Origin of the sequence: Candidatus Vicinibacter affinis, assembly GCA_016714365.1 — a bacterium.
In the GTDB taxonomy this organism is placed as follows: Bacteria; Bacteroidota; Bacteroidia; order Chitinophagales; family Saprospiraceae; genus Vicinibacter; species Vicinibacter affinis.
The window spans coordinates 455,048-482,047 of record JADJNH010000007.1 but is presented as its reverse complement, the minus strand read 5'-3'; the positions used below and the strand labels follow the sequence as shown (position 1 = coordinate 482,047).

The window sequence follows — 27,000 nt, the reverse complement described above, 5'->3', positions numbered from 1 at the left end:
AACATGAAGACCAATCTTGAATTTACAGCAGAATTTCATCAACCGGATATTCCGGATATTCCATACAACACCCTGAATCTGGGTCCTACCCATCCGGCAACGCACGGAATTTTTCAGAATGTGCTTAAGCTGGACGGGGAACGAATAGTGAGTGGAGAACAAACCATCGGATACATTCACCGGGCATTTGAAAAAATAGCAGAAAGAAGACCTTTTTACCAGATTACCCCGCTGACAGATCGTTTGAATTATTGCTCAGCGCCCATAAACAATACCGGTTGGTATTTGACTGTAGAAAAGTTGTTGGGCCTGAAAGTTCCCAAGCGGGTGGATTATATGAGGGTTATGGTCATGGAACTGGCGAGAGTTGCCGACCACCTGATTTGCAACAGTATTCTTGGTGTGGATACCGGAGCCCTTACAGGTTTTACCTATGTGTACCAATACCGAGAAAAAATATACGAGATCTACGAGGAAATTTGTGGTGCCCGTCTGACTACCAACATGGGGCGTATTGGCGGTTTTGAGCGTGATTTCAATCCAAAAGTTTTTGAACTGACCCGAAAGTTTTTGCAGGAGTTTCCCCCTGTTTGGCGTGAATTTGAAAATCTGTTGTCCAGAAACAGAATTTTTATGGACCGCACCATCGGCACTGGTGGCCTGGGTGTTGAAAGGGCTTTAAATTATGGTTTCACAGGTCCTAATCTGAGGGCATGCGGCATCGACTATGACCTGCGCACTGCTGAACCATACTGTTCTTATGAAGATTTCAAATTTGACGTACCGGTAGGCACTACCGGAGATACCTACGACAGATACGTAGTTCGGAACGAAGAGATCTGGCAAAGTTTGAGCCTGATTGAACAAGCCATCAAAAAAATAGAAGCTGAACCTCCCGGCGTGTATCACGCAGACGCTGACCATTATTATCTACCTCCAAAACAGGAAGTATATAAAAATATGGAAGCGTTGATCTATCACTTCAAGATCATCATGGGTGAAATTGATGCACCTGTCGGAGAAGTATATCAGGCTGTGGAAGGTGCTAACGGTGAATTGGGATTTTACCTGATCAGTGACGGCGGAAGGACTCCGTACCGTCTTCATTTCAGAAGGCCTTGCTTCATATATTATCAGGCCTATCCTGAAATGGTGAAGGGACAGATGTTGTCGGATGCCATTGTGGTGATGAGTAGTTTGAATGTGATTGCGGGGGAGCTGGATGCTTGAGGTAATTAGTTAATGAGCTAATTAGCTAATGAGTTAATTAGAGAATTAGGGATGACTGAACGATCTCTGCTGTAAGCAGAGTATCGTGCGACAGCACGATAAGTGAAGGAACCCTGCCTGACTGCGTCGGCAGGCAGGCGCGAAAGCGGCTAACGAGAGAATTAGTTAATGAGGGAATGGCGAATGAGGAGGAGTAGGATTGTAAAAAATAAAGTCTGAAGGGACTTCAAAGAAATAAAAAAAACAGATCATGGTTTTTAGTGAATCAAGATTAAAAGAGATCGAGGAAATTAAGCATCGTTATCCGGAGGGAAGGCACAAGTCTGCTCTGCTGCCTGTGCTGCATCTGGCGCAGGAGGACCACGGGTGGTTACCTGTGGACGTGATGGATGAGGTTGCCAAAGTATTGGATCTGCATCCAATTGAAGTGTACGAGGTGGCTACCTTCTATACTATGTTTCATGTAAAACCGGTGGGGAAATACGTTTTGGAGGTTTGCAGGACGGGACCTTGCTGTAATGTAGGCGCCGAGGAATTGATTGTATACCTGGAAGAAAAATTGGGAATTCATTCAGGGGAGACTACAAAAGATGGTTTGTTTACCATCAAGCCGGTGGAATGTCTGGCGGCTTGTGGCACCGGTCCGGTTCTTCAGATAGGTCCGGAATATCACTACCATGAACACCTTACTAAGGAGAAGATTGATCAACTCATTGATGATTTAAGAGCTAAAGCCTGATATGGGAATTTTAATGCCACATATTTCTGAGTGTAAAATTGAAAACTATAAGAAGTTAGATACTTTTATTCTAAAGGATATTGGTAGAATAAATTTAATTACTGGGGATAATAATATTGGCAAAACAACATTGCTTGAATCACTTTTGGTAAATGATAACCTTTTGTATTCAATAAATTTCATTCATAAAATGTTATGCGAAAGAGGTATACACGCACATTTGCCAGTAACTTCTAAGAAATCTGACCTATTAATACCAGATTATTTTAAAAAATATATTCTTAATAACAGCGCGGCTCCACTTATTATTAATTACAAATTGAAAGATGGTAGCCGAGATGATATTACAATTTTTTCAAAAAAATTATCAGAATTATCAGAAATTGAATCACGTCAAATACGAAAGTTCGACTATGACAAATTAAAGGATGTACCGTATTATTTTGTTCAATACATAAACAACACCCTTAAAGAAGTGCAACCTTACTACCTTGATGATTTGGAGAGAAAGCACAATGACTTTTTGCTTTATTGGCCATTCATTTGGCCCAATACAGAGTATTCTCCCGATTTGCATGAGTTTTATCTAAAAGTACAATTAGATAATAAATTTAGTAATCTTAATATTGACAAACGGGATTTGTTAATTGAGTATTTGCAATTGTTTGATAATAGGATTGAGAAAGTTGAATTAATCAAGTTTGAAGAGAATTCAATCCTTGGGGTTTTAACAAGAGGCAATAAAAACTTTTTTCCAATCACTAGAATGGGAAGTGGATTTATACGATATTTCAGGATAGTTCTAGAATTATTGTATATAGATTCTAAAGATGGATTGGAAACCAGATTTTTTATTGATGAAATTGATAATGGAATTCATTTTACCAAAATGAAGGGTTTATGGAAATCAATTTTTGAATTAGTCTTGCGGACAAATATTCAACTTTTTGTTACCACTCATAGTTTAGAATGTCTGGAAAGTTATGCTATTGTTGCTAATGAATTTGAAGATTTGAAATCTCATATTCGACAAATTGAATTAGAAGAGATTATTCAAGATGGCAAAAGTAGGTTAATCTCTTCAACTTATTCTTTAGATTTGATACAGAGTGGTTTAGACTCTGGAATAAACTTAAGAGGTGGAGATTTATGGAGAAATTGACAGCTGACCAATTAAGTAAAGTTGCAATTTATGTTGAGGGTGAAACCGACCAAAGTTTTATTAATTTTGTATTGTACAAATTATATGGGCTGCAACTTGAGCCAAACCAAATGAAGGATTTAATTATAAATGTTAATGGAAAGGACAGACTTGAGACCTTTTTAGAGTTAGATAGAGGAAGAAAAAGAAAAGCTTTAATATTGTTTGATGCTGATTACGAACATAATGGGGGCAAAGCATTAAATTTTAAAAAATATAAAGCTCTATTAGAAAAATATGAAATTCAAGGGGAGATTTTCTTATTTACTGAAAGAAACTCGGATGAAGGCGAGCTAGAACACACAATAATTAGTTGTTTTAAAAAAAACTTTAGTTTCTTTGAACTGTGTTGGGAAAATATGCTAAAATGTTTTCACCAAAATGCCAATAAAATTAATTTGAATTTACCTGGGCTCAAAGGTAAAGTCTATTCATATAATGATTTGTTTAACCCCAAAAAAAGTAAATCAAAAACACTTAATTATGTTGATGGTAAATTATGGGATTTCGATTTCGAGAATAACTGGTATTTAAGTAATATTAAACATTTTTTAGATCGAAATTTAATGACGAGTTAACTGATATGGGAAAGAAAATATTACTAGAGCATGTAGCAGTACCGGGCATCAATACCCTGGAGGTTTATCGCAAGATGGGAGGCTACGAATCGGTCCGTAAAGCCTTAAAGGAGATGACTCCGGATGGCGTGGTCGAGGAGGTCAAGAAGTCCGGACTGAGGGGAAGAGGAGGCGCAGGCTTTCCGACCGGCATGAAGTGGTCCTTTTTGGATAAAAAGTCTGATAAGCCAAGATATTTGGTTTGTAATGCCGATGAATCTGAGCCGGGGACCTTTAAAGACAGGTACCTGATGGAAAGGATTCCTCACCTGTTGATTGAAGGAATGATTACATCCTCTTTTGCCTTAGGGGCGAGGACTTCTTACATCTATGTGCGCGGAGAGATGATGTACGTAATTCGCATTCTGGAGAAAGCCATCGCAGAAGCTTATGCAGCCGGATTTTTAGGAAGAAATATTCTGGGCTCTGACTATTCTTTGGACCTCCATGTGCAACCAGGGGGTGGGGCCTATATATGTGGTGAGGAAACAGCCTTATTGGAATCACTGGAAGGAAAGAGAGGGAATCCACGCAACAAGCCACCTTTTCCGGCGGTCTGGGGATTGTACGGAAGTCCTACGGTAGTGAATAATGTTGAAACCATTGCAGACGTTCCCTGGATCGTTAACAATGGTGGAGACGCCTATGCCGCTATTGGCATTGGAAAAAGTACAGGAACAAAGCTTATTTCTGCCTGTGGGAATATTAGCAAGCCGGGAGTATATGAAATTGAATTAGGACTTTCGGTGGAGGAATTTCTTAACAGTGAGGAATATTGTGGAGGTATAGCCAATGGGCGTGCGCTTAAAGCCGTGGTAGCGGGTGGAAGTTCGGTGCCGATATTGCCTGCAGAATTGATTCTTACTACGGCCAATAACGAAAAGAGATTGATGACTTATGAATCACTGAGTGATGGAGGATTTGTAACGGGTACCATGCTTGGATCAGGAGGATTTATTGTGTTTGACGATCAACAATGCATCGTTAGAAATCTTTGGAATTTTACTCGTTTTTATCACCACGAATCCTGTGGCCAGTGCAGCCCTTGTCGTGAAGGAACCGGGTGGATGGAAAAAGTATTGCACAGGATCGAACACGGCCATGGCAAAATGTCCGATATTGATCTACTCGTGGATGTTGCGAAGAAGATTGAAGGAAAAACCATCTGTCCGCTTGGAGAAGCTGCTGCCTGGCCTGTTGCCAGTGCAATCAGACACTTCAGGGCAGAATTTGAAGAGCATGTGCGCAATCCTGATTCATGTGTAAAAAAACATTTGCATCGGGAGTTGGTGCATGCCCATTAAATAAAAAAAAATGAAATCGCTCATTCAAAGGAAAAGGCGATTCAATCAATTTGGAAATAAGTAATAGTTTATAAAATTTTGTTGGCAGGAGCCGGCAGAAGAAAAAAGCTAAGAAGCTAAAGATATGAGCGATTTATTGAAAGTAACGATAGATGGTCGCAGTATAGAAGTTCCTAAGGGCACAACTATATTACAAGCTGCGCGCATGATAGGAGAGCATTATCCTCCTGCAATGTGTTATTATACACCCCTCAAAAACACGGGTGGAAAATGCAGGGTTTGCCTTGTCAAGGTGGCACAGGGTTCTGAAGCCAATCCGAGGCCGATGCCTAAGCTCATGGCCAGCTGTCTAACGCAGGTGGAGCATGGTATGGTGGTGGAAAATGAGACCTCCCCGGAAGTGATGGAAGCCCGAAACGGCATTGTTGAATTTTTATTGATCAATCATCCACTTGATTGTCCGGTATGTGATCAGGCAGGAGAGTGTGATTTACAAAATCTTTCATACGAACATGGAAGGGAACAAACCAGGTATGAAGAAGGAAGAAGAGAATTCAATAAGATAGACATTGGACCTTATGTACAGCTTCACATGACTCGATGCATACTCTGTTATCGTTGTGTTTATGCTGCGGAGCAATTGACAGACACCAGGGTGCACGGTGTGCTTAACCGTGGAGATGTATCAGAGATCAGCACCTATATACAAAATGCAATAGACAAGGATTTTTCCGGAAACATCATCGATGTTTGTCCGGTAGGCGCATTAACTGATAAGACTTACCGCTTCAAACAGAGGGTGTGGTTTTCTAAACCATTCAATGCCCATCGTTCCTGCACCAAATGTTCCGGCAAGACAGTTTTGTGGATGAAGGGAGATGATATCATCAGAACTACTGCGAGAAAGGATAAATTTGGAGAGGTAGAGGAGTTTATTTGCAATGAATGTAGGTTTGATCATAAACATGCAAGTGATTGGGTCATTGAAGGACCGAGAGACATGAGTGACAAATCTGTAATTTCAGCCAACAAATATGAATTACCGGTAATTTCACCCGCTGTAAACGTGGACGCTAAATTTGTATCAGAATGAGCCTAGTAATTTTTAAACTGATCTTCATTGCCGTTGTATTTGGGTTGTCGCTTTTTATTGCGATGTATTCTACTTATGCAGAGCGCAAAGTGGCGGCTTTTCTGCAGGACAGATTGGGCCCAAATCGTGCGGGACCTTTTGGACTTTTGCAACCATTGGCGGATGGGGTAAAATTATTTTTCAAGGAAGAGTTTATTCCATTAAAAGCAGACAAATGGTTGTTTCTGATGGGCCCCGGTTTCTTTATGTTGACTGCCTTGATGACCAGTGTAGTGATTCCATTTGGACCTGATATAACTATAGACGGACAGACATATGCCTTACAGGGCACAGATTTGAATGTGGGCTTATTGTATATTTTTGGGGTGGTTTCACTGGGTGTTTATGGAATTTTGATTGGAGGCTGGGCCTCGAACAACAAATTTTCGCTTTTAGGAGCCATTAGAGCTGCTTCACAGAACATCAGTTATGAACTGGCGATGGGATTGTCGATCATTGCGTTGGTGATGACCTCGTCCAGTCTTTCTTTGCGCTCGATTGTCGATCAACAAGCAGGATGGCATTGGAATGTTTTGTACCAGCCATTGGGTTTTTTAATTTTCATAATTTGTGCTTTTGCTGAAACCAACAGGGCTCCATTTGATCTACCAGAATGTGAGACAGAATTGGTGGGCGGATATCATACCGAATTTTCTTCCATGAAGCTCGGTTTTTATCTATTTGCTGAATACACCAATATGTTTATATCCAGTGCGATATTGGCTACTTTGTATTTTGGTGGATACCACTTTCCATTTGAATCTCATTTTGATCCGGGGATATTGAAGACCTTGCTTTCGGTAGCAGTTTTATTTGGAAAAATATTCTTTTTCATTTTTCTTTTTATGTGGATCAGGTGGACGCTTCCCCGATTCCGATATGATCAATTAATGAATCTGGGGTGGAAAGCACTTATTCCACTTGCCGTAATAAATATCGTCTTAACCGGAGCCATAATGCTTTTAAAATGATAAAATCCTTATGAGTGTAATCAAGTTAACAAACAGAATAAAAGTCATGGAAAGAAAGCCTATGACTTTTATGGAAAAAATATATCTCCCTGCAATTCTGAAGGGAATGTCTATTACCATCAGTCATCTTTTTAAGCGTAAGGCCACCATTCAATATCCGGAACAAAAGAGACCGATGAGTGAGGTTTTTAGAGGTCTTCATATTCTGAAAAGAGATGAAAAAGGAGCTGAGCGATGTACCGCATGTGGATTGTGTGCATTGGCCTGTCCTGCGGAAGCAATTACCATGACCGCAGCAGAAAGAAAGCCGGAAGAAAAGAATTTGTATCGCGAGGAAAAGTATGCTTCGGTATATGAAATAAATATGCTGAGGTGTATTTTTTGTGGACTGTGTGAAGAGGCCTGTCCCAAAGCGGCTATTTTTCTGCAGAATGACAAGACCGCCCCTGCGAGTTATGAGCGAGAAGATTTTATTTTTGGAAAAGATCGATTAGTTGAACCCTTTCTTCAAAGCAAATCATGATTGACAAAATATTTTTTATCCTGTCCGCTTTAACCATTATCAGTGCGACGATGGTGGTAGTTTCAAAGCATCCGATCAGAAGTGTACTTTTTCTGGTGTTGACCTTTTTCTTGATTTCCGCACATTATGTTTTACTGAATGCACAGTTTCTGGCTTTGGTGAATATTGTTGTTTATGCCGGTGCGATCATGGTATTATTTTTATTTGTGATCATGTTTTTAAATCTCAACAAAGAGATTGAAACAGTCAAAGGATACTTTCCGTGGTTTGCAGCAGTTATTTCAGGAGGATGCCTGATGCTCATTGTAATATCTGCCCTGGAGAAATCAAATATAAGACCTAAGAGTACTGTTTCAGATTATTCCATCGGTATGGTGGAAAATTTGGGTATGGTATTGTATAGAGACTACCTGGTTCCCATGGAGCTAAGCGCTGTTTTATTTTTTGTGGCCATGGCGGGAGTCGTATTGTTGAATAGAAAAGAAAGAATTGTTTCATCCAATTGAAATCAAACTTATGAACAACCAGGTACCTGAAATCTTTACCGTCATTCCAATAACGCATTATCTTTTATTGGGTACAATATTATTTGTTGTGGGAATGATAGGTGTGATGGTAAGGAAAAATGTCATCATCGTTTTTATGTGCATTGAGATCATGCTCAATGCAGTGAATCTTATGTTGACTTCAACTTCCGCCTATTTTTCCAATTCTTCCGGTCAGATCATGGTGTTTTTTACAATGGCAGTTGCGGCGGCAGAAGTGTCAGTTGGATTAGCCATTATAGTGATGATTTATAAAAATCTTCACACGACCAATATTGATTTATTCAATAAGCTGAAAGGATAGTTTATTCGCCAAATTTTCAAAAAGAAAAAATGAGTTCAATCAATCTGATACACTTCATCATCTGGCCTCCACTGATTGGATTTTTGGTCAATGGAATTTTTGGACATTTGCTTCCGAAAAAATTAACGGGCAGTCTCGCATGTCTGGGACCGTTGATCAGTTTTATTGCCTCCGTATTGATGTATGTTGGATTTACCGCACCGGTTAGCATTTCATATTACACCTGGTTTAATATTGGAGGACAGACATCTGTTGATTTTAGTTTTTATGTCGATCAGCTTACCCTTTTGATGCTGATGATAGTGACCGGAGTAGGAACTTTGATTCATGTTTATTCCATGGGATACATGGATCACGATAAAGGATACACCAGATTTTTTGCCTACCTGAATTTGTTTCTCTTCTCCATGTTATTGCTGGTGATGGGATCAAACCTCATCATGTTGTTTGCAGGATGGGAAGGTGTTGGACTTTGTTCATTTTTATTGATTGGTTTTTGGTTTGGGAATACGGAATACAATAAAGCTGCGAGGAAAGCTTTTGTGATGAACAGGATAGGGGATCTTGGATTTATTCTGGGCATTTTTTTATTGGGAATTAAATTTAAATCGCTCGATATACAGACTATTCTTGGAAGTTTGGGATCAATTTCTATTGGAGATCCAGCAATTGTATTAATCACCTTATTGCTTTTTGTGGGTGTTACCGGAAAGTCAGCACAAATTCCGTTATTTACCTGGTTACCTGATGCGATGGCTGGTCCTACTCCCGTTTCTGCTTTGATCCATGCAGCCACGATGGTGACTGCCGGAATTTATCTGGTTGCAAGAATGAGTGGACTATTCAATCTTGCACCTTTTACTTTAACCGTGATTACGATAACCGGACTGGCAACGGCATTTATTGCTGCAACGATCGCTTTAAAGCAAAATGATATTAAGAAAGTGTTGGCTTATTCTACTGTTAGCCAATTGGGATATATGGTGGTGGCTCTGGGATGTGCGGCGTATGGCACGGCTATTTTTCACGTGATGACGCATGCTTTTTTCAAGGCCTTATTATTCCTTAGTGCGGGCAGTGTTATTCACGGCTTGCATGGGGAGCAAGACATTACAAATATGGGGGGACTTAAGAATTCAATGAAGTGGACCCATTTGGTATTTCTTGTTGGAACACTGGCATTGGTTGGATGTCCACCTTTAGCGGGCTTCTTTTCTAAGGACGAAATTTTGGCTGCCGTGTACAGTCATAGTTTATTGTATTTTGTCATCCTGGCATTTACTTCTGTGTTTACGGCCTGGTACATGTTCAGGATTTATTTTGCGACCTTCCATGGAGAATATCGAGGTGATCAGGAGACAAAATCAAAAATTCATGAATCACCTGCAATTATGTTGTTGCCATTGGTCGTTCTTGCCCTACTTTCGGTAGTTGGCGGTTTTGCAGGAATTCCGGAAATACTTTTTCCCACGCATTATGTAACTGAATTTTTAAGTCCGGTTCTTAAAAGCGAGGCGCATCATGTCTCTCATTTTTTTGAGTATTGTTTGTGGGGCGTAACCGTATTGGCGCTGGTGGTAATTGCTTATATTACTTCCAAACGATATGGCACTTCAGACAAATCTGTTTTCAATAAAGCACCTAATAGTGCAGCGTTGATTTTAAAGAAAAAATATTATCTCGATGAGCTTTATGATTTTGTATTAGTTGCACCGCTTAAAGCATTGGGTAGTTTTTTTAAGAATGTATTTGACAAAGTTGGTATTGATGGCATCGTGCGTTTTCCTGATACCGTGTTCAGAAATGCAAGTATTGGACTTAAGCCTTTGAGCTCCGGAATTATAAGTTGGTATGTCATCAGTATGGTGCTTGGACTTCTTTGCTTCTTATTGTTGTTTATGATTTAATTCTATTGGTATGAATTCAGTTTTGCTGTTGATACTTTTTCCGTTGATCTCTGCTGTTCTGGTTTTTTTTGCCGGTAGAAAATTTGCAGGAAAAATTGCACTTACTGCGAGTGTATTGAGTCTATTTAATTTTTTATATCTGATGAGTTCATTTCATCCTCATCAGGGAGTGGCGGGTAGTCTGATGTTCAATTGGATACCGGGAATCAATGCTGAATTTAACATGGGCCTCGATGCACAGAGTTTGATATTGATGTTACTCACCTCTCTTGTGGTACCAATAGGAATTACGGCTTCTTTACCTAAGGCCGAAGAAAAGGGTGCTACTTATTATGGCTTGCTGCTTTTGGGTTTGTCCGCACTTTTGGGATTTTTTGCTGCTCAGAATGCGGTTACATTTTATGTATTTTTTGAAGCTGCACTCATTCCATTTTACCTCATCGTGCTGATGCATGGTGGGCCAGATCGAAAGAAGGCAGTTTTTAAATTTTTCCTGTACACTGTTTTTGGAAGTTTGCTGATGCTGGGCGCAATCATTTATTTTTATTCACTGATAGGGGTTAATAAGGCAGGAGATTGGTCCACTATGTATTTGATTGACTTACCACTTCATGCACAAATGTGGATATTGGGGGCGTTGTTTATTGCATTCGCGATTAAATCTCCGTTATTTCCATTTCACACCTGGCAGGCAGATTTATATACTCAAGCAGACCGGCCTACTGTAATTATCATAGCTGCTGTTCTATCCAAAATGGGTGTTTTCGGAATGTTGAGATTTTATAATGTGGTGCCTGAGGCTATTGATTCAATGAGGTTTGTGTTGGTAGGTCTGTGTTTGATTGGTGTAATATATGGCGCCTTGGTTGCCTGGCGTCAATCGGAAATGACCAGAATAGTTGCGTACTCTTCTTTGTCACACATGGGTATGATTGCAGCTGCTTTGTTTTCAGGAACGGTTTCCGGATTGGAAGGTAGTTTGTTTCAAATGTTTACCCATGGAATATTAGCGGCGGCATTATTTTTTGTAATTGATGTCTTGATGCAGCGCAGTAATCATCCAAGCGTATATGGATACACAGGATTGGCGAAGTCTCAGCCACGACTTGCAGTCTATTTTTTCGTAATTGTACTTGCATCGGTAGGACTTCCTTTGACCAATGGTTTTATAGGGGAGTTGTATATGTTGTGGGGAATAACAGAATATAATTTATGGTTGGGTGCCATCGCAGGAGTCAGCATTATTCTTGGTGCAGTTTACATGTTGCGCTTTTTTCAAAAATCCATGATGGGAGAATCGGTAGAAGAAAACAAATCGTTCATTCCACTTAGGATACAAGAGGATTATATTTTTATCATATTGATGTTTATTATTTTGAGTTTTGGTTTATTTCCAAAAGCCTGGCTCGAACTATCAGAATATGCAGTTGCTCAATTTGCTCATTTTAAAATCTAAGGTTTAAGCTCATGTTGCCATTGATTATACTTACCATAATAGGCGTGTTGATTTTGTTTCTTGGGTTTTCCGGAAGAACAAGACTAATTGTCCCCATTGCAATTTTGGGAATACTTGGCGCCTTAGCAGCTTATTTTTCAGGAGCCAAAATGTACAGTGATTGGATGATTGGTATGATGAGTCTGCACGGCACTCCGCTCATTTTTATTTATTTGATATTAGTGGTCGCATTGTTTATTCTGCCATTTATAAACGTTTTCAGCAGGAGGGGATCAGAAGAAGTGGCAGATTTTACGGGGCTGATTTTATTTGCATTGATCGGTGGCATCATGATGGTTTCCCATCTTGATCTTATTGTTTTATTTCTGGGGATTGAGATTTTATCCATTGCCATGTACATCCTGGCAGGGGCTGACAGGAGGATTTTACAATCAAATGAAGCCTCACTAAAATATTTTATCTTAGGTGCATTTTCAAGTGCTATTTTGCTCTTTGGTATTGCATTGTTTTATGCCTCTACAGGTACTTTAAAAATATACGACCTCAATGTTGGAGATTCTCCCATATTTCAATTAAGTGTTTTAATTATTTTTTGTGCATTTGCTTTTAAAGTCGCACTCGTTCCATTTCATTTTTGGGCACCGGATGTTTATCAGGGTTCACCAACAATTTTTACTGCCACCATGGCAACAATCGTTAAAGTTGCTGCTTTTGGAGCCTTGTTTCAATTTCTCCGTTATCTTGGAAGTAATGTTGGAGAGTGGATGTTTTGGTTGATGAGTATTGTTGCTTTATCAAGTCTGGTATTGGGAAATGTCATGGCTTATACGCAGACCAGTACAAAGCGCTTGTTGTCGTATTCAAGTATTGTTCAGGCAGGATTTATCCTCATTGGTTTTCTGCAACTTAAGCAGGAAGATTCCTGGCCTATCATATATTATTTAATTGCGTATTGTTTGGCTTCATTGATTTGTTTCTTTGTTTGTTATTTTGTTGAAAACCAAAATGGTTCTGACCATATTGATGAGTTTGAGGGATTGTTTTTCTCCAATCCGGTTTTGGCTGTAGTGATGACCATTGCACTTATTTCTCTAGGCGGCGGACCTCTTACCGCCGGATTTATGGCCAAGCTTTTTGTGTTGAATCACGCGGCTTCAGTTGGATCCATTGCTTTGGTTGTAATGGCATTGGTTTTGGCTGTGGTGTCCATGTATTATTATTTTAAGATTATAAACCGAATGTTCACAAAAAAATCTGCCTCAACTGTTTGGTCAGTTTCATGGACCTATCAGAGTGTGCTGATAATTTTGTCTATTCTGACTTTTGTAGCAGGGATTCTACCTTTTTGGGTTGTCAATTTATTTAAATAAACCGGTTGACTTATTCTTTTAAAAAATAATTGCAATTCAAAATCGAAGACTTTGGTTGTCCTCCATATGTTTTAATGTTTGAAGTTTTCCCTTTAAAATATTTTCCTGTTTGTGCTTCGAATTGAATTCCACTATCTTCGTTGTTTCAATCAAAGCATAGATGTTATTTGGAGAACAAGAAATTGCTGTTGTAAACCATCCTAAATTTTTATGGTCCGATGAATTGGTTGGCCAGCTTGGGTTAATGGCGCATGTAAAGGAAGTCTTAGCTCAGGACAGATTCCCACATTGTAGTTTGATCAGTGGTACTCCCGGAAGCGGTCAATTGGTTTTTGCTTTGTATATCATACAGACTATGTTATGTGAAGCGGAGGAAAAACCGTGTGGTGTCTGCTCTGGTTGTTACAAAGTAGGAGGTTTAATTCATCCTGACGTGCATTATTCTTTTCCGCTGGTCGGTTCAGGAGAATTGTGTAAAGAACATTACGGTGAATTCAGGAATGCTGTAAAGCAAAATCCTTACATGAGTATTCAAAACTGGTTAAGCTATGCTGATAAAGAAAATAAGCAAGCCAACATAGGAGCCAAAGAATCCAGGTCAATAATTGAAAGATTGTCTCTGAGGCCTTTTGAATCTGATCGTAACATCATGTTGTTGTGGTTGCCGGAATATCTTGGAAAGGAGTCAAATATCTTACTGAAGTTACTGGAGGAGCCTCCCGGACATTCCTATATAATCTTGGTTACAGAAGATTCTAAATCCTTATTGTCTACAGTGATTTCCAGAACGCAGGAATTCAGATTAGGGCCTTTGGACGATTTTATAATTGCCGGACAATTAGAAAAGAGTTTGAAGCTGAGTCCGGATTTAGCCCTTGGATTTGCGATGGCCTCAGAGGGCAATTATGCGCAAAGTATTGAGTGGGCAAAAGACCCGCAAATGAATTCACTTCAACTTTCTCAAAGTTTACTCCAACTGGCTTTCAAAAAGGAGCCTGTTGAAATGATGAATTGGATTGACACATTTGCTCAATTGAATCGGGATGGGCAGAGGCAATTTCTGGCTTTCTTAAATCAATTATTAAGTTTGAGCTTACGGCTTAAATTTGGCATTATTAGTCAAAATGACCTTTCAAACCCAATTTTGAGTTATGCGGCAAAAATTTCCAGTAACTTAACTCCGGGGCAGGTGGAAGCAATCGCCTATCTCTCAGATGAGTGTTCTTACGGTATTCAGAGGAATGCAAATATTCGTATCTTGCTGCTTGATTTCCTGATAAAATTGTCGGGAATTTTACGTAACAAGCAGACATAAAGACAGTTAGCTATCATGGGATGTTCTGGATGTAAGACAGGTCAAAACGGAATGCCTGCAGGGTGTGGAGACAAAGGACATTGTTCCTCGGGTGGTTGTAACAAGCTCAACACCTTTGACTGGTTGACAGCAATGGATCTGGAAGATCCAACCGCGTGTGATTTTGCTGAAATCAGTTTTAAGAACGGGGCACGCAAGACTTTTTTCAAAATGAGTAATTATTACCGATACACCACCGGTGATTTAGTGGTTGTAGATGCCGGACACGGGGGATTTGACGTCGGCAGGGTAAGTCTGATGGGAGATCTTGTGAAGTTGCAAATGAAGAAAAAGAACTTCAAAGAAGATCGCATAGCTTCTGAAGTTTTAAGAAAGGCCAATCCAAGAGATATTGAGCGCATGACAGAGGCAAGGAATTTGGAGAAGCCAGCTCTGGTAAAAGCGCGTGTGATCGCCCGTAATTTGGGTCTTGACATGAAAATTGGTGACATAGAGTATCAGGCTGATTTGAAAAAAGCAACCTTTTATTATACCGCTGACGGCTGGATTGATTTTAGAGAATTGGTTAAGCAATATGTAAAAGAATTCAGGATTAAGGTTGAAATGCGGCAGATAGGTTCCAGACAGGAATCTGCCAGAATTGGTGGTATTGGATCCTGTGGCCGGGAATTGTGTTGCTCTACCTGGTTAACCGATTTTAAATCGGTCAATACTACAGCTGCCAGATATCAAAACATTGCCATTAACCAATCCAAATTATCCGGACAATGTGGAAGATTGAAGTGTTGTTTGAATTACGAGTTGGATTTGTATGTGGATGAATTGGAAAAATATCCTTCCAATGTAGAGCGCCTAAAAGCGAAAAATGGCCAGGCCAGTCTGGTGAAAATAGATATTTTCAAGGGTATGCTCTATTATCTTTATGAGCCTATTAAAGGTCGCACCACCGTGATGCCCCTTGCACCAGATGAAGTGCGAAGGATTAAAGCAATGAACGAGCGGGGCGAATACCCGGAAGATATAGTAGCTGCTGAAGAAGCAACACCTGCTGTAAATCCTGATGACCAATTTGTCGATGTAACGGGTGCTGTGGAGTTGCCTGCTGAAAAGCGAAAGAAAAAGAAGAAAAAGAAGAAGAGTGGAAATCCGGAAGGTCAGACCAATATGCAACGACCACCTTCTAATGGTCCACGACCTCCAAGAGAGGGCCAAGCTCCTCCAAATGCTGACCAGGAAAACAAACCTCAGGACAATTCCAGAAAGCAGGGTAATAGGGACCAAAACAGGCCGTTTAATAAGAATAGGAACCGACCACCATCAGATAGACCTCAAAGAGACCGACCACCAATGGATCGGCCTCAAAGAGACCGACCACAGGCCGATCAACCACCGTCTGATAAGCCACCAGCTGAATCTTAACTGTTTTATTCTTGCAAAAGTGAATTCCATCAAAACCTACCTGCGTTTGGATGGTTAATCTCCTAATAAATTTTATGTATGACCGATCTTGCAATAATTGGGTCCGGACCCGGAGGTTACGTTGCGGCTATTCGTGCAGCACAATTGGGTTTTCAGGTTACTTTGATTGAAAAATATCCAACATTGGGTGGTACCTGCCTGAATGTGGGATGTATTCCATCCAAAGCTCTATTGGACAGCAGTGAACTTTTTTACCAGGCGAAAAAGACTTTCATTTCCCATGGCATCAAACTTGAAAATCTGGAAGTTGAGGTATCACAAATGTTTAAACGGAAAGAGGAGGTAGTTTCCCAAAATACCAAAGGGATTGAGTTTCTGATGAAAAAGAATAAAATTACCGTGATCAATGGGATGGCTTCTTTCTCCGGTCCTCAGGAATTGAGTATTGATGCAGGAAATGGGAAAGTTGAAAAGCTTGAATTTAAAAAATGTATCATCGCTACAGGTTCCAAACCGAATATTCCGACTGCGTTTAACTATGATAAAAAAAGAGTAATCAGTTCGACGGAAGCCCTTTCGTTAAAAGAAATTCCAAAGTCTATGGTGATCATAGGGGCAGGAGTCATTGGACTGGAATTAGGGTCTGTATACGCGAGGCTGGGAACTAAGGTGAGTATACTTGAATTTATGGATAGGATTTTACCCGGGATGGATCTCGATTGTGCAAAAGAATTGCAAAAGAGCTTACAATCAACCGGCATCAAATTCCATCTGTCACAATCTGTTGAAAGTGTTCAAGTCCAGGAAAATAAAGCCTTGGTAAAATATCGTCCAAAATCGGGTGGAGATGTTATGGAAATTGAGGCAGACTATTGTTTGGTTTGCATAGGCAGAAAGCCTTATACTGATGGATTGAAAGCTGATCTTGCAGGAGTAGAAATAGATGAAAAAGGAAGAATTAAAGTGGATGATTTTCTAAGGACAAAGAACCCCCATATTTATGCTATTGGGGATGTGGTAAATGGAGCGATGTTGGCACATAAGGCAGAGGAGGAAGGTGTATTTGTTGCTGAAGTTTTGGCCGGGCAAAAGCCCCATATTGATTACAATCTGATTCCCGGCGTGGTATACACGTGGCCTGAAATGGCCTCTGTTGGTAAAACTGAGGAACAATTAAAACTAGATGGAAGATTGTACAAAACCGGTAAATTCCCTTATAAAGCCTTGGGACGAGCCCGTGCAAGTATGGATTTAGATGGACTGGTCAAGGTGATTGCAGATGAGAAGACAGATGAAGTGCTGGGTGTCCATCTGGTAGGTGCAAGAGCTGCAGATATGATCATGGAGGCAGTGGCATTGATGGAATTCAGAGGTTCTGCAGAAGACATGGCAAGAATCTGTCACCCCCATCCAACCTATACAGAGGCATTAAAAGAAGCGGCATTGGATGCGACTGCTAAGCGGTCGATTCATTCGTAACTTGAATGGCTATTCTGGTTGATTGGTAAGAGTAATACGAAAGATTTTACCTTGAATCTGAATTCCACAGTTCAAAATATAATTAATGAAATTCCAATGGGTTCTGGAAAGATTAATTTGGTTACGCGCGGTTAAGAATACCTGCCTGAGATTTACTGGATAAAATATCCAAATTAGCAAATTGGTATCCCTGCTCTGAATAATAATTTAATACTTTAGGAAGAACGTATTTAAGTTTTTCAAAGGATTTTATACTGTCGTGAAAAACGATGATGGATCCGGCGACTGTATTTTTCAAAACGTTCTGCAAACATTGTTCCGCACTGATATTTGGATCAAAATCACCACTCAATACATCCCACATCACTATCTGATAATGGTGTTTCAGAAAGCGGGTTTGAGAAGGTCGGATTTTTCCGTAGGGTGGTCTAAAGATATTTGATTCACAAATTTTAGAGGCCTTCCTCACATTGAGCATATAATCGAGATTGTCGGAAGCCCAGCCAGAGATGTGATTGTATGTATGACTTCCTATAGTATGTCCGTCGGCCTTTACATGTTCAAAGATTCCGGGATGTTTTTCTACATTTTGACCTACGCAAAAGAAGGTAGCTTTTGCATTGAACTTATCCAGTTGATTCAAAACCCATGGTGTAACTTCAGGTATGGGTCCATCATCAAAAGTCAGATAGACCTTTTTATCCTCAGTTCCCATCCTCCATATCAGGCCTGGTAACAATTGCTGAAGAAATTTTGGGGTAAAGCTTAGATACATGAAGTTGTTAATGCTGGAGGAATGAGTATTTTTGCGCTGAGCCTAAATAATAAATACAAATTTCTCATTTAAAGGTTTAGTTTCGTGTTAAATGGTGCCTAATAATTACTAATAATTGACTAAATAAATTTTCCAATGAATCCGGTAAGAGTACGATTTGCTCCCAGCCCAACGGGAGCGCTGCATATAGGTGGTATCCGAACTGCTCTCTATAATTACCTGTTTGCAAAGCAGCATCAAGGAACATTTATTCTAAGAATAGAGGATACAGACCAAACCAGATATGTGGCGGGGGCAGAAGAATACATACTGGAAAGTCTGCGTTGGACGGGATTAATACCAGATGAGGGATTGGGTTTTGGTGGTCCTTATGGACCATACAGGCAATCTGAGCGGCAGGAAATTTATTTAGATTATGCAAAAAAATTGATCAATCTTGGATTTGCCTATTATGCATTTGACACTTCGGAGGAGATTGAAGAAATGAAAAAGCGCCATGCCTCTGAATCCAACCCGATGCCAAAGTATGATTTCAATACCAGGGCAGAAATGAAAAACAGCCTTACTTTGAGCACCGAAGCAGTCGAGGATTGTTTTAAGACAAATACTCCATGGGTGATTCGATTAAAAGTACCGGCATCGGAAACGGTCAGCATTACGGACAAAATCAGAGGAGAAGTAAATTTTAATTCTGATGAATTGGATGACAAAGTCTTGATTAAATCAGATGGAATGCCTACGTATCATATGGCTAATGTGATTGATGACCGGTTGATGAAAATCACCCATGTAATTCGTGGGGAAGAGTGGCTTAGCAGTACCGCGCACCATGTGTTGTTGTATCGATATTTTGGATGGGAATCTGAGATGCCGGAATTTGCGCATCTTCCATTGATATTGAAGCCAAACGGGCAGGGAAAATTATCGAAGAGAGATGGTGCACAATTTGGTTTTCCGGTTTTCCCAATAGACTGGAAAGCAGAGGATGGAGAAATTTTTTCAGGGTTCAGAGAGGCTGGATTTCTACCGGGAGCGCTGATCAATTTTTTAGTGCTGCTTGGATGGAATCCGGGAACGGAACAGGAGATATTTTCCAAAGAAGAATTAATTCAGTTATTTTCACTTGACAAGATTGTCAAATCCGGTGCGCGATTTGATTACAATAAAGCCAAATGGTTTAATTCAAATTATTTACAAAAAGAAAATGTAGAAATCATATTGGATCACGTCAATGCCATTTTTGTAAAACATGAAATTAAAGCCGGAGCGGATCAGGTTAACACAATTTATCAATTGTATAAAGATCGTGCTGTATTGTTGAACGATTTTTTTAATATGGGAAAATATATTGTCGTCGAACCTGCGGATCCGGATGAAGAATTTAAGTCAAAGAAATGGAAAAAAGAATGGGCTGATTCATTTATTAGTTTAGCAAATGCATTTGGTGAAATAAAAGAATGGAATCATGTAAATTTGGAAGAAAAGATAAAAGAGTTCATGATCATGCATCAATTGAAAATGGGGGAAGTGTTGCCATCCATAAGAGTGATGCTGTCAGGAACGCCAATGGGGCCCGATGTTTATCAGATGCTAATGGCCGTTGGTAAAGAAAAATCTGTAGAAAGAATGTATTCAGGAGTGAAAAAGTTGAACAGTTAAGTGCCTCAATTAAAGATAAAAAATGAAAATTAAATTTTGTGGAGCTGCGAAAGAAGTGACTGGAAGTTGTCATTTACTTATGTTGGAAAATGGATTAAGAATTCTTCTTGATTGTGGTTTGTTTCAGGGGAGGGTGGAAAATATAGATCAGTTGAATCAAGAATGGTTGTTTGATCCTAAGGAGATTGATTTGTTGATCTTGTCGCATGCGCATATAGATCATTGTGGAAGAATTCCCAAGCTGGTGAAAGATGGATTCAAGGGAGATATTTTCTGTACCCATGCTACCAGAGATTTGGTTTCCATTATGTTGATGGATGCGGCGCATATTCAGGAGCGGGATGTAGAATTTTACAACAAGCGACTTGCAGAAAAGAAACGCAAGAATCCAAGATACAAGGGACAACACAGAGAGCCATTGTATTCTGCCAAAGATGTTGCGAATGCGATGACACTTTTTGTAGGTATGTCTTATGACCGGTTGATTGAAATTTCACCGGGAGTTCATTTAATTTTTACGGATGCGGGTCATATACTTGGTTCTGCAAGTGTCAATTTAAGGATCAAGACGCAAGGGGATGATTTGCGTTTTGCATTCAGTGGAGATATTGGAAGACCTGACAGACCAATATTGAATGATCCTCATTTTATGCTTCCATCAGATTTTATCATTACGGAATCAACCTATGGAGATAAGCTTCATTTGGAGAAGCCCGCCGAGAAAAATCATTTTATGGAGATCATCCAATCTACCTGCATCGACAAACATGGAAAGGTTATAATACCTGCATTTAGTTTGGGTCGTACGCAGGAACTTGTCTACATACTGGATCAGTTAGTCAATGAAAAGAGATTGCCGAAAATTCCGGTGTATGTCGACAGTCCACTTGCGGTCAACGCAACTGAAGTTTTTAGAAGTCATTCAGAGTGTTTTGATTTTGATCTGCACCAGTATATGATCAAGGACCCTGACCCATTTGGATTCAATCATTTATTCTATATTCATGATGTGGAAGATTCCAAAAAACTCAATTTCAGTAAAGAGCCATGCATCATAATTTCTTCATCCGGCATGGTGAATGCAGGAAGAATAAAACACCATGTGTTTAATAATGTGGAGGATCCAAATAATACTATTTTGTTTGTAGGATATTGCTCACCGGAAACACCTGGTGGCATCCTAAGATCCGGGGCAGATTTTATTAAAATGTTTGGTGAAGTAAAAAAAGTAAATGCGAAAATTGAGATTATGGATTCGTTCTCTGCACACGGAGACCAGAAGGAGATGACTCATTTTTTATCCAACCAACTAAATACTGTGAGTAAGGTTTTTCTAGTTCATGGAGAAGAAGCTACTCAAGTAACTTACAAGGGACATTTAAATGGTATTGGGTTTGATCATGTGGATATTCCAGATCTTGGGCAGGAAATTTCAATATAATTCAGACATACATAAGGATTATTCTGTTTTTAAATATTTCAAGGGATTTTGGGGTGTTTTTCCTTTCCAAACCTCAAAGTGCAGTTCATGTCTGCCTTGGGGAGTAATTTTACATTGTCCAATATGATTTCCTTTGCTTAATGATTCTCCTGCCCTAACGAGTACTTTATCCAGGTTAGAATATACCTGATAGAAATCTCCTTCTTTGCATAAAACCAAGAAGGTTCCATTGGGAAGTTGACGGATTTGTAATACGTCCGCATTGTTTACTGCAGAAACAAATGAATTCTTGGATTGGATATCCACCCCATTGTTTTTAATTTTAACTGCTCTGTTGTTGGGATCATTTTGTGTGCCAAATGTAGAGACAACAATTCCCTCTTTCAAAGGAAATCGCCAATCAGCATTTGAAGATTTTGAAATATTTTTATTCTTGGAAGCACCCAGATCATTATCAGTTATGCTACTGCTGACAATGGATTCAATTTTGCTCATTTCCTTTTGATATTTGCCGATTAGAGTAAGCCATTCCTTCTTTTTGGATTGGTTTTCTGCAATCATACTTTGTTGTTTTTTTAAATCTTCGGCCAGCTTATTTTTTTCGGTTGCTTTCGAATTGAGCAATTCCTTTTGAATTTCAATTTGTTTGAGAATTTCATTTTGTTTTTCAAGAACGAGTTCCTGAGATTTTTTAAATTGAGTATACTTTTCTTTTCTTTCCCGATCAAGTTGATCTTGCCAGACCCAGGATTTTATCAAAGCATGTAATTCAGAGTGTGGAGCAAAAAGATAATTTGACTTAATGCTGTTCTTTTGCATCCATTTTCTCCTGAGCGTTTTAAAATATTCCTCTTTCAGGATTTCCAATCTATTCAAATTTTCACGATGCTCTGATTTTAATTTTTCAAGACTTTGATCCAATTTTTCCAATTCCTTTACGGTATTTTCGATGAGTTCGTTTCTATTGGAAATTTGTGTAAGTTGAATCTGCATATTTTTAAAAGCAGTCATTTTTTCTTTTTCAGATTGCAGAAGTATTTCTTCTGTCTTTTGTATTTGTTTGGAGAGGTAGGCTCTTCTTTCAGAAGGGGTTTGTGCATGTAGCGTTGATATTTGGATGAAAAGGAATGAGCATCCAAAAATCAACAAAGACAAATTATAAAATATTTTAAAAATAGTCATCTGGTATTACCTCGTTTCGTTGGTATAACTTGCAGGAATGGTAAATTTAAAGCTTTCTATTTTTCTTGTGTGCATCTCACTCCATTTTAATTTTATGTATTGGATTTCAGTATGTTCTTCGTCGTATGTTAATTGAAGATTACTGGGGATTAAAAATTTATCCAACTTATATAATTCTTTGACAATCATTTGTGCTTTTTTTTCTGACCGTTGGAATGAGGTATTCAATGGAAAGAATCCTTCGGCCAGTAAAGATGACTGCAGCTTGTAATTTTCAAATTGTCCGGTGATTAAAACAGTATCATTGTGTTGTTGTAAAAAATATTCAGGACCATCAGGCAGATGTACTCCGGAAATCAGTATATCCTGTATGCCGTAAAAATCAATGGGAATGTTTAATTTTTGGCTCCATTCATCAATATCCAACTTAGCCCAACTATGGTTGATTCGATCGATGATCACAATACTGTCCGGGTTAATGAGCGCACGAGCCACTTCAAACCCCAATTTTCGTAAACTTAAAAGAATTATGCTGTCCTTTTTACTTTGCAGTGTAACCTGAGCTGAGGTGCTGATATCCTGGTCTTCGAATTCCATGGTTCCCTTCAAGCTGAGGTATTGATAATCTTGTCTTCTTTCCAGTTCTTCTTTAAGGTTATTTAGATTGGCTTGAGGCGCAGTTGAACCGATTTCCTTCGATTTTCTTTTTAATGTACTACAAGAGGCCAACACTGCTAAACATGTCAAAGCTGCAAGGAAGAAACTATGTTTCAAATGATTAGTTTATTTTTTGAATTAACTCATTATATTTTGCTTTGTCTTCTGAAAGCTCAGCTGCTTCTGACAGCATTTTTTTCGCTGCAGTTTGATTGTTTGCAGCGATGAATACACGGGAAGCAAATTCAAGAATTTCAGGGATGTGGGCCTGTGGAAATACGAGGGCATTATTAATGAAAGTCAGCGCAGCCGGGTAATCCTTTTTTAAGTATTGTATCTCCGCTAATTTATAACTACGAAAATATTGAGGAACGGTTTCATTACTAACTGCTTTGTCCAATTCATCTGAAGAATATTTTTTTCCATATTTTTGACAATAGACAAGATACTCAAGTTCTCCACCACTAGCCTGGTTATTAATTTGTCTCATAGCTTCCCAGTGAAAATTTGACTTGGCTTCATCTTTAAGAGCCAGGTTTATTTTTGCCAATATCACATGTGCAAGAGATTTATTTATTTCATTTTTGCGATTGATCAGTAGAAAGTGTTCTGCATTCCCAAGAGATTCATCCAGTTTGTTCCCATGATATTGAGCCATTGATAAAGCGTAATAGGGATAGCTGTTATTTGGAAATTGATCAAGCGCCAGATTGGCATATTTTTCCAGGTTGTTCCAGTGCCCCAATTGGAGTAAGCCAAAGATCAGATTATCCCACACGGGATATGGGACTGAGCCCTGATTAACTGATTTTTTATACCACTCTGTTGCTTTCAACAAATTGTTGTTGTGAAAATATATATCCCCGACCAATGCTGCGGGTTTAGATTCCTTTGGGTATAGTTCAGTGAGTCTTAAAGCAGGTAAAAGCAACGTTTGTTCTTGAAGGCTGTCGGTACCGTCTGCAAGTTTTTGCAAATGAGGGATCAGTATTTTAATGGCATCATCAAGACTAATTTTTTGTTCGTTTATATTTTTCAATAATTCTGCTCCGCTCATATTTGCAGGTGAATTATTTGAGTTGAGTTTAACCAGAGGATTGTTGGGATCCAGACTTTTTAATTTTACCAGTGCTGAATCTTTTTCCTGAATTCTATTTTCCGCAATGTAGCTTTCAATGAGGCTGGGATATAATTCTTTGTGGTTTGGATAATCCTTCAATGACAATTCCAAACATTCAGTTGCTTTTTTAAATTTCTTTTGAATTTTAAGAATCTCAGCTTTTTTAAGTACCAAAGGAGGCATTGGTCCGAATTTCAGTTGAGCTTTATCCAATATGGTCAGCGCTTTCTCAGATTTGCCGGACTTCAAATAATTTATTGCGGCCAAATCATAAAATGTATAATTCTGTGGTTCAATTATGATCAGTTCTTCATATACGCCGGCGACTTGTTCATATCGTGCCGTTTTTTCAAGTAAGTTGGCTTTAAAGACCTTGAACCATTTATTTCCCTGATCAGCGAGCACACTTTCCTGGATGGCAAGAAGAGCTTCTTCATGCCTTGAACTTTGTTCATAAAGTCTTGCAAGATAATAATTGACAGTGGCTTTTATTTCGGGCTCGTATCTCATTTTTTCCAACAGCACTATGGCTTTTTCAGGGTTGCCAATTTCTTCTTCTTTGATGGCATCAATGAGTTTAGATTCCAGTTCGATTTGTGAGGTCGTCTTTTGGGAAAGCAAGGGTATTTGACAAAAACCATAAAATCCAATGACCAAAAACAAGTGAATACCAAATTGCCTTACCAGAGGTGGCAACTGAATAAATGAAAAATACATTCCTGTCGTATTCATGGGACTGCTTGGCATTGCTTTAAGTTAACGAAAAGAAACAATTTTTATTCGACTTCGGTTACCTTAAGCATGTTGGTCCGAAGTTTTTTGTGTACAGGCATACTCCCTGTATTCACTATGAAATCTCCGGATTTCACTTTCCCATCAATTTTCAGAATTTGAACGACATCTTCGATGGTATCATCTGTTGAGCTCATTCTATCGTAATAATAACATCTGACCCCCCAAACCAGATTTAAGGTTCCCAGCATGTGGTGTGCACTGGAAAAAATATAGATAGGACAGTTTGTACGGTAGGAGGAAGTTTTGAATGCGGTGTACCCGGAAACAGTGAGACCAATAATGGCAGTGGCTTTAATTTCTTCGGCGGTTTTTGCTGCGTTAAAGCATACCACGTCGCTGATGAAGGTAGAGGATTTTTCAGAGGGCTTTGGTCGGCGAGTCTGAAAAGCATAATGTTTTTCCGCCTCTGAGATAATACGATTCATGGCCTCTACCACAATTACAGGATGTTTTCCAACTGAGGTTTCTGCGCTCAGCATGACTGCATCAGCTCCATCCAATACTGCATTGGCCACATCAGTGACTTCGGCACGCGTTGGTGATGGGTTGGTGATCATGCTGTCCATAAGTTGTGTAGCGACGATTACCGGCCTGGAGCGCTGGATGCACTTATTGATGATCATTTTTTGCATGGCGGGAAGTTGTTCAATAGGCATTTCCACCCCAAGATCACCACGAGCCACCATGATTGCGTTGCTTACCTTGATAATATTGTCAATGTTTCGGATGGCTTCAGGTTTTTCAATTTTGGCAATCACTTTTGCATAATGACTTGCTGCCGCAATTCTTTGTTGAAGGTCCTCCACATCAGAAGCTTTTCTGACGAATGAAAGGGCAATCCAGTTGACGGGCTTGGTAAGGATAAATTCCAGATCAACCAGATCTTTTTCAGTCAGGCATGGTAGGCTTACCTCTGTATCGGGCAAATTGACCCCTTTGTTGGAGGACAAAATGCCTCCATACAGGCAAATCAGCTTAACCGTATCTTTAAAATTGGTTTCCAGCACTTCAAAAACCAGTTTGCCATCGTCTATCAGAATTTTCTCACCGGGTTTAACGTCCCTGGCAAAATGATCGTAACTCATATAGATTTGTTGAGCATTCCCCATGCATTCTTCATCTTTGAAGGTGAGGATGTCTCCGGGATTTACCGGAAGGGAATTATTTTCAATCAACCCGATTCTCAATTTTGGACCTTGCAAATCAGCCAAAATGCCCACATGCATGTCAAATTCTTCATTAATTCGGGTGATGTGTTCTATAACACTGGCATGATCTTCATGCTTACCGTGGGAGAAATTGAGTCTAAAGACGGCTACTCCAGCCAAAGCCAGATCTCTTAAGGCTTCATAAGAACTCGATGCAGGGCCTATTGTGGCAACGATTTTTGTGTTGTGTAGAGACATTTATAAAATTTTATAATACTAAGGAACAAAATTAACCCCTCTGCTTGTTTAGTAGTTGCATAAAATACTTGATAAATTTTAGCTCATTTATTTGAAATGGCTTTTGATATTCATTATTTTTGCGCTCTTATAAAAAAATCTTAATAAAAATGTCAACAATTGCTGAAAGAGTAAAGAAAATCATTATCGATAAATTAGGAGTTGATGAAGCAGAAGTTACGCATGAGGCGAGCTTTGTCAATGACCTTGGAGCCGATTCATTGGACACGGTTGAGCTGATAATGGAATTCGAAAAGGAATTTGACACTTCCATTCCAGACGATCAAGCAGAAAAGATCCAGACAGTAGGCCAGGCTGTAGAATATTTGGAGGCCAACTGCAAATAAGGGAGTTTTTTCAGGAAAACGATTTACCTTTATGATGTCTATCCGGCAAGCCGTCGGAGGGCTTTAA

The 27,000-nt window shown here is 39.3% G+C and carries 24 protein-coding genes; 19 read left to right on the top strand and 5 right to left on the bottom strand.

What is annotated here, in order from left to right; genetic code table 11:
* Positions 1-3 precede the first annotated feature (3 nt).
* From IPJ53_16840 to lpdA, 16 genes are all read left to right on the top strand, one after another.
* The gene (locus IPJ53_16840) at positions 4-1,230 is read left to right on the top strand and encodes an NADH-quinone oxidoreductase subunit D (protein ID MBK7800769.1); all 1,227 of its coding nucleotides are present in this window, start codon (positions 4-6) and stop codon (positions 1,228-1,230) included.
* A gap of 250 nt (positions 1,231-1,480) precedes the next feature.
* Positions 1,481-1,969, top strand: a complete 489-nt coding sequence (locus IPJ53_16835) for an NAD(P)H-dependent oxidoreductase subunit E (protein ID MBK7800768.1) — start codon at positions 1,481-1,483, stop codon at positions 1,967-1,969.
* 1 nt (position 1,970) lies between these two features.
* A complete protein-coding gene (locus IPJ53_16830; protein MBK7800767.1) occupies positions 1,971-3,131 on the top strand; it encodes an AAA family ATPase in 1,161 nt (386 codons plus the stop codon).
* Positions 3,119-3,748 carry a hypothetical protein gene (locus IPJ53_16825; GenBank protein MBK7800766.1) on the top strand — a complete coding sequence of 210 codons (630 nt, stop codon included), beginning with the start codon at positions 3,119-3,121 and terminating at the stop codon, positions 3,746-3,748. Before IPJ53_16830 ends, IPJ53_16825 begins: the two co-directional genes overlap by 13 nt.
* 5 nt (positions 3,749-3,753) lie before the next feature.
* On the top strand, positions 3,754-5,091 hold the full coding sequence (gene nuoF / locus IPJ53_16820) for an NADH-quinone oxidoreductase subunit NuoF (GenBank protein MBK7800765.1): 1,338 nt from the start codon (positions 3,754-3,756) through the stop codon (positions 5,089-5,091).
* A 124-nt stretch (positions 5,092-5,215) separates the two neighbouring features.
* A complete protein-coding gene (locus tag IPJ53_16815; GenBank protein MBK7800764.1) occupies positions 5,216-6,184 on the top strand; it encodes a (2Fe-2S)-binding protein in 969 nt (322 codons plus the stop codon).
* The gene (nuoH, locus tag IPJ53_16810) at positions 6,175-7,194 is read left to right on the top strand and encodes an NADH-quinone oxidoreductase subunit NuoH (protein ID MBK7800763.1); all 1,020 of its coding nucleotides are present in this window, start codon (positions 6,175-6,177) and stop codon (positions 7,192-7,194) included. Before IPJ53_16815 ends, nuoH begins: the two co-directional genes overlap by 10 nt.
* 61 nt (positions 7,195-7,255) lie before the next feature.
* Entirely contained in the window at positions 7,256-7,717 is a 462-nt protein-coding gene (gene nuoI / locus IPJ53_16805; protein ID MBK7800762.1) for an NADH-quinone oxidoreductase subunit NuoI, read from the top strand.
* Positions 7,714-8,223: an NADH-quinone oxidoreductase subunit J gene (locus IPJ53_16800; protein MBK7800761.1), complete on the top strand. Its 510-nt coding sequence runs from the start codon at positions 7,714-7,716 to the stop codon at positions 8,221-8,223. The genes nuoI and IPJ53_16800 overlap by 4 nt, the downstream gene beginning before the upstream one ends.
* Positions 8,224-8,233: 10 nt before the next feature.
* The gene (nuoK, locus tag IPJ53_16795; protein MBK7800760.1) at positions 8,234-8,566 is read left to right on the top strand and encodes an NADH-quinone oxidoreductase subunit NuoK; all 333 of its coding nucleotides are present in this window, start codon (positions 8,234-8,236) and stop codon (positions 8,564-8,566) included.
* A gap of 29 nt (positions 8,567-8,595) precedes the next feature.
* Positions 8,596-10,473, top strand: coding sequence for an NADH-quinone oxidoreductase subunit L (nuoL, locus tag IPJ53_16790; GenBank protein ID MBK7800759.1), 1,878 nt, complete (start codon positions 8,596-8,598; stop codon positions 10,471-10,473).
* A 10-nt stretch (positions 10,474-10,483) separates the two neighbouring features.
* On the top strand, positions 10,484-11,929 hold the full coding sequence (locus IPJ53_16785; protein ID MBK7800758.1) for an NADH-quinone oxidoreductase subunit M: 1,446 nt from the start codon (positions 10,484-10,486) through the stop codon (positions 11,927-11,929).
* A gap of 11 nt (positions 11,930-11,940) precedes the next feature.
* On the top strand, positions 11,941-13,299 hold the full coding sequence (locus IPJ53_16780; protein MBK7800757.1) for an NADH-quinone oxidoreductase subunit N: 1,359 nt from the start codon (positions 11,941-11,943) through the stop codon (positions 13,297-13,299).
* A gap of 160 nt (positions 13,300-13,459) precedes the next feature.
* Positions 13,460-14,614: a hypothetical protein gene (locus IPJ53_16775; protein ID MBK7800756.1), complete on the top strand. Its 1,155-nt coding sequence runs from the start codon at positions 13,460-13,462 to the stop codon at positions 14,612-14,614.
* A gap of 15 nt (positions 14,615-14,629) precedes the next feature.
* Positions 14,630-16,033, top strand: a complete 1,404-nt coding sequence (locus IPJ53_16770; GenBank protein MBK7800755.1) for a hypothetical protein — start codon at positions 14,630-14,632, stop codon at positions 16,031-16,033.
* A gap of 78 nt (positions 16,034-16,111) precedes the next feature.
* Positions 16,112-17,512, top strand: coding sequence for a dihydrolipoyl dehydrogenase (gene lpdA, locus IPJ53_16765; GenBank protein MBK7800754.1), 1,401 nt, complete (start codon positions 16,112-16,114; stop codon positions 17,510-17,512).
* Positions 17,513-17,633: 121 nt separating this feature from the next.
* Here lpdA and IPJ53_16760 read toward each other — a convergent pair whose 3' ends face one another.
* Positions 17,634-18,287 carry a polysaccharide deacetylase family protein gene (locus IPJ53_16760; protein ID MBK7800753.1) on the bottom strand — a complete coding sequence of 218 codons (654 nt, stop codon included), beginning with the start codon at positions 18,285-18,287 and terminating at the stop codon, positions 17,634-17,636.
* A gap of 135 nt (positions 18,288-18,422) precedes the next feature.
* Here IPJ53_16760 and IPJ53_16755 point away from each other — a divergent pair, with 135 nt between their 5' ends.
* The gene (locus IPJ53_16755; protein ID MBK7800752.1) at positions 18,423-19,946 is read left to right on the top strand and encodes a glutamate--tRNA ligase; all 1,524 of its coding nucleotides are present in this window, start codon (positions 18,423-18,425) and stop codon (positions 19,944-19,946) included.
* Positions 19,947-19,968: 22 nt separating this feature from the next.
* On the top strand, positions 19,969-21,387 hold the full coding sequence (locus tag IPJ53_16750) for an MBL fold metallo-hydrolase (protein ID MBK7800751.1): 1,419 nt from the start codon (positions 19,969-19,971) through the stop codon (positions 21,385-21,387).
* An 18-nt stretch (positions 21,388-21,405) separates the two neighbouring features.
* Here IPJ53_16750 and IPJ53_16745 read toward each other — a convergent pair whose 3' ends face one another.
* Genes IPJ53_16745 through pyk form a run of 4 tightly spaced genes read right to left on the bottom strand, consistent with a single transcriptional unit; the run spans position 21,406 to position 26,547 of the window.
* Positions 21,406-22,542, bottom strand: a complete 1,137-nt coding sequence (locus tag IPJ53_16745; protein ID MBK7800750.1) for a peptidoglycan DD-metalloendopeptidase family protein — start codon at positions 22,540-22,542, stop codon at positions 21,406-21,408.
* Positions 22,543-22,575: 33 nt separating this feature from the next.
* Entirely contained in the window at positions 22,576-23,343 is a 768-nt protein-coding gene (locus tag IPJ53_16740) for a DUF4292 domain-containing protein (GenBank protein ID MBK7800749.1), read from the bottom strand.
* 4 nt (positions 23,344-23,347) lie between these two features.
* Positions 23,348-25,093, bottom strand: a complete 1,746-nt coding sequence (locus IPJ53_16735; protein ID MBK7800748.1) for a hypothetical protein — start codon at positions 25,091-25,093, stop codon at positions 23,348-23,350.
* Between the two features lie 29 nt (positions 25,094-25,122).
* Positions 25,123-26,547, bottom strand: coding sequence for a pyruvate kinase (gene pyk / locus IPJ53_16730; protein ID MBK7800747.1), 1,425 nt, complete (start codon positions 26,545-26,547; stop codon positions 25,123-25,125).
* 149 nt (positions 26,548-26,696) lie between these two features.
* Here pyk and IPJ53_16725 point away from each other — a divergent pair, with 149 nt between their 5' ends.
* Complete coding sequence (locus tag IPJ53_16725; GenBank protein MBK7800746.1) at positions 26,697-26,933, top strand: acyl carrier protein; 237 nt, start codon at positions 26,697-26,699, stop codon at positions 26,931-26,933.
* Positions 26,934-27,000: the final 67 nt, after the last annotated feature.